The organism is Actinoplanes sp. ATCC 53533 (genome assembly GCF_003947245.1).
Window position 1 is genome coordinate 1 of the sequence record NZ_QHHV01000678.1, and the last position, 1069, is coordinate 1069.

General features: G+C 67.5%; 2 protein-coding genes. Both read left to right on the plus strand.

Annotated elements, in window-relative coordinates:
* On the plus strand, window positions 1–661 hold a 661-nt coding region (locus tag DMB66_RS62330; RefSeq protein ID WP_199753345.1), incomplete at its 5' end, for a hypothetical protein.
* Entirely contained in the window at window positions 555–929 is a 375-nt protein-coding gene (locus tag DMB66_RS60600; RefSeq protein ID WP_125812740.1) for a hypothetical protein, read from the plus strand. The genes DMB66_RS62330 and DMB66_RS60600, both read left to right, overlap by 107 nt.
* Window positions 930–1069: the final 140 nt, after the last annotated feature.

Sequence of the window (1069 nt, forward strand, 5' to 3'; positions counted from 1 at the left end):
CAACGGCGGCGCCACGGGCGTGCTGGCCTGGTCCTACCGCACCACGAAGACCGAGAACTGCGCCGACTCTGATGCCACCATCTACCCCGCCGACTCCTACATGGCGATGGCCAAGAGCTATGACCTGCCCGGCGTGACCGACCCGACCGACGGCCCGCCCGGGGTGGGTAGGTACGACGAGGAGTCCTACACGTTCTCCGGGACGTGGGCGGCCAGCGCCGACCCGGCGAAGTTCAACGGCGACGACCGGTTCACGCAGACCGCCGGTAGCTACTACACCTTCTCGTTCACCGGCACGAAGGTGCAGCTCTACGCCGCAGTCGCGAGCCACCACGGCATCGCCGCAGTCAGCATCGACGGCGGCGCCGAAGTCGACGTCGACTTCTACGCGGCAACCCGCGCCGAGCAGCACCTGTCCTACACCTCACCCACGCTGACCGCCGGCACCCACCTGATCAAGGTCCGCAACACCGGCCGCAAGAACACGGCCTCGACCGGAACGGTGATCGCCGCCGACCCGCATCGACGTCACGAATCCGCCGGCAGCCCCGGTAGTGACGAAGTACGACGAGGACTCGTACACGTTCTCCGGGACGTGGGCGGCCAGCGCCGACCCGGCGAAGTTCAACGGCGACGACCGGTTCACGCAGACCGCCGGTAGCTACTACACCTTCTCGTTCACCGGCACGAAGGTGCAGCTCTACGCCGCAGTCGCGAGCCACCACGGCATCGCCGCAGTCAGCATCGACGGCGGCGCCGAAGTCGACGTCGACTTCTACGCGGCAACCCGCGCCGAGCAGCACCTGTCCTACACCTCACCCACGCTGACCGCCGGCACCCACCTGATCAAGGTCCGCAACACCGGCCGCAAGAACACGGCCTCGACCGGCACGGTGATCGCCGCCGACCGGATCGATGTCACGTCCTGACGCTCTGCCCACTCACAGCCGCTTCAAGGGGACCCAGATGGGAAGCACCACCATGTTCTTCCGAAGAATATTCACCGTGATCGCGCTGAGCTGCGCCGCGACNCCTGACGCCGGTAGCCGCCTCCACCGCGTCGGCGGTC